The 3,513-nt window shown below is 48.2% G+C and carries 2 rRNA genes; both read right to left on the bottom strand.

Annotation, left to right across the window (positions count from 1 at the left end):
* Positions 1-3: 3 nt before the first annotated feature.
* Positions 4-119 (bottom strand): 5S ribosomal RNA (gene rrf / locus ACFSAV_RS08520).
* Between the two features lie 182 nt (positions 120-301).
* Positions 302-3,319, bottom strand: a 23S ribosomal RNA gene (locus ACFSAV_RS08515).
* Between the last annotated feature and the right edge of the window lie 194 nt (positions 3,320-3,513).

Here is a 3,513-nt window from a genome sequence, read left to right as displayed (position 1 = left end):
AATACCTGGCGGTGTCCTACTCTCACATGGGGATACCCCACACTACCATCGGCGTTACAGCGTTTCACTTCTAAGTTCGGCATGGAATTAGGTGGGTCCACTGCACTATCGCCGCCAAGATAATCCTATATGATGACGTCTCTACTCTATTATCCGTCTCTTATTCTCTTTATGCTCTTAATCTCTACCAATCATCAACAAGCTCACTAAATTAACCCTCTTCAACTCCGTCCACTTCGCTTTTCGTCTCTTTTCGTCAATAATCCCAACGCCTCACTCAACAAAAACACTTCAGCGTTGTATAGTTAAGCCTCTCGGGCAATTAGTATGGGTTAGCTCAACATATCACTATGCTTACACACCCCACCTATCTACGTCGTAGTCTCCAACAACCCTTACAGTCTTATAGACTGGGATGACTCATCTCAAGGCAAGTTTCGTGCTTAGATGCTTTCAGCACTTATCTCTTCCGCATTTAGCTACCCAGCAGTGCCTCTGGCGAGACAACTGGCACACCAGTGATGCGTCCACTCCGGTCCTCTCGTACTAGGAGCAGCCCCTTTCAATCATCCAACGCCCACGGCAGATAGGGACCGAACTGTCTCACGACGTTCTAAACCCAGCTCGCGTACCACTTTAAATGGCGAACAGCCATACCCTTGGGACCTACTTCAGCCCCAGGATGTGATGAGCCGACATCGAGGTGCCAAACACCGCCGTCGATATGAACTCTTGGGCGGTATCAGCCTGTTATCCCCGGAGTACCTTTTATCCGTTGAGCGATGGCCCTTCCATTCAGAACCACCGGATCACTATGACCTGCTTTCGCACCTGCTCGACTTGTCTGTCTCGCAGTTAAGCTTGCTTATACCATTGCACTAACCTGACGATGTCCGACCGTCATTAGCAAACCTTCGTGCTCCTCCGTTACGCTTTGGGAGGAGACCGCCCCAGTCAAACTACCCACCAGACACTGTCCGAGTACCTGTACCAGGTACTTCGTTAGAACATCAAACGTTAAAGGGTGGTATTTCAAGGATGGCTCCACAAGCACTGGCGTGCCTGCTTCAAAGCCTCCCACCTATCCTACACATCAAAATTCAATGTTCAGTGTCAAGCTATAGTAAAGGTTCACGGGGTCTTTCCGTCTAGCCGCGGGTACACCGCATCTTCACGGCGATTTCAATTTCACTGAGTCTCGGGTGGAGACAGCCTGGCCATCATTATGCCATTCGTGCAGGTCGGAACTTACCCGACAAGGAATTTCGCTACCTTAGGACCGTTATAGTTACGGCCGCCGTTTACTGGGGCTTCGATCAGGAGCTTCTCTTTCGATTACACCATCAATTAACCTTCCAGCACCGGGCAGGCATCACACCCTATACGTCCACTTTCGTGTTTGCAGAGTGCTGTGTTTTTAATAAACAGTTGCAGCCAGCTGGTATCTTCGACTGGTTCAGCCTTCGAGAGTCTATCTCTACAACCTACTCCAGCGCACCTTCTCCCGAAGTTACGGTGCTATTTTGCCTAGTTCCTTCACCCGAGTTCTCTCAAGCGCCTGAGTATTCTCTACCTGACCACCTGTGTCGGTTTTCAGTACGGTTTAATAAAGCCTTTCGCTTAGTGGCTTTTCCTGGAAGCGTGGTATCGGTAACTTCATTCCCTTAGGAACTCGTCATCACTTCTCGGTGTTTAATAAGAAACCGGATTTGCCTAGTCTCTCCACCTACCGGCTTAAACAATCATATCCAACAGATTGCTTACCTAACCTTCTCCGTCCCCACATCGCAGCTTTACCAAGTACGGGAATATTAACCCGTTTCCCATCGACTACGCTTTTCAGCCTCGCCTTAGGGGCCGACTCACCCTGCCCCGATTAACGTTGGACAGGAACCCTTGGTCTTCCGGCGAACGAGTTTTTCACTCGTTTTATCGTTACTTATGTCAGCATTCGCACTTGTGATACCTCCAGCAGACTTCTCAATCCACCTTCATCAGCTTACACAACGCTCCCCTACCCAACAGGCGTATCACTAATATTCCTCTCTTCGATTACCTTCCAACCGCCTCAACGTTTGGAACGCTTGACCAACATCCCACTTCACTTCGTTTCATGCAATGTCGTTAATCCTAAGGCGTATTAGTGATACGCCTGATGCCGCAGCTTCGGTGCTATATTTAGCCCCGTTACATCTTCCGCGCAGGCCGACTCGACTAGTGAGCTATTACGCTTTCTTTAAATGATGGCTGCTTCTAAGCCAACATCCTAGCTGTCTAAGCCTTCCCACTTCGTTTCCCACTTAATATAGACTTGGGGACCTTAGCTGGCGGTCTGGGTTGTTTCCCTCTCCACGACGAACGTTAGCACCCGCCGTGTGTCTCCTGAGTATCACTCTTCGGTATTCGCAGTTTGCATCGGGTTGGTAATCCGGGATGGACCCCTAGCCGAAACAGTGCTCTACCCCCGAAGGTGTCCGCTCAAGGCTCTACCTAAATAGATTTCGGGGAGAACCAGCTATCTCCCGGTTTGATTGGCCTTTCACCCCCAGCCACAAGTCATCCGCTAATTTTTCAACATTAGTCGGTTCGGTCCTCCAGTTAGTGTTACCCAACCTTCAACCTGCCCATGGCTAGATCACCGGGTTTCGGGTCTATACCTTGCAACTCAAACGCCCAGTTAAGACTCGGTTTCCCTTCGGCTCCCTTATTCAGTTAACCTCGCTACAAAATATAAGTCGCTGACCCATTATACAAAAGGTACGCAGTCACCCTTTCAGGCTCCTACTGCTTGTACGTACACGGTTTCAGGTTCTATTTCACTCCCCTCACCGGGGTTCTTTTCGCCTTTCCTTCACAGTACTGGTTCACTATCGGTCAATCAGGAGTATTTAGCCTTGGAGGATGGTCCCCCCTTCTTCAAACAGGATTTCTCGTGTCCCGCCCTACTTATCGCAAGCCTAGTACCACAATCGATTTTTCAGATACGGGATTATCACCCTCTACGATTGAGCTTCCCAGCTCATTCTCCTAAATCTCATGCTATCACTTGCTGGCTACTCCGCTTTCGCTCGCCGCTACTCACAGAATCTCGGTTGATTTCTTTTCCTCGGGGTACTTAGATGTTTCAGTTCTCCCGGTTCGCCTTACAAAGCTATAAATTCACTTTGTAATGATGGATTCTTCATCCATCGGGTTTCCCCATTCGGATATCTTGGATTTAACGCCTCTTATCGACTCATCCAAGCTTTTCGCAGATTAGCACGTCCTTCTTCGCCTCTGATTGCCTAGGCATCCACCGTGTACGCTTAGTCACTTAACTATACAACCTCAAGTGCTTTCATCACTCAACGTCGATATTAACTACTAAACACTTGACCGCCTTTTCTCAGTCAAGATTTCTTTTACTCAGACTTCATTATATTTACTGCTTTAGGCTTTATACCATTAAACAATAAACTTGAAAGTCTCTTCAGTTTTCAGCTTGTTTCAAATTGTTAAAGAACATTAAGACAA

It is taken from the genome of Pasteurella oralis (assembly GCF_042681465.1).
Lineage (GTDB): Bacteria > Pseudomonadota > Gammaproteobacteria > Enterobacterales > Pasteurellaceae > Pasteurella > Pasteurella oralis.
The sequence above is the reverse complement of the archived record's forward strand: the minus strand, read 5'-3'. Positions and strand labels throughout refer to the sequence as shown.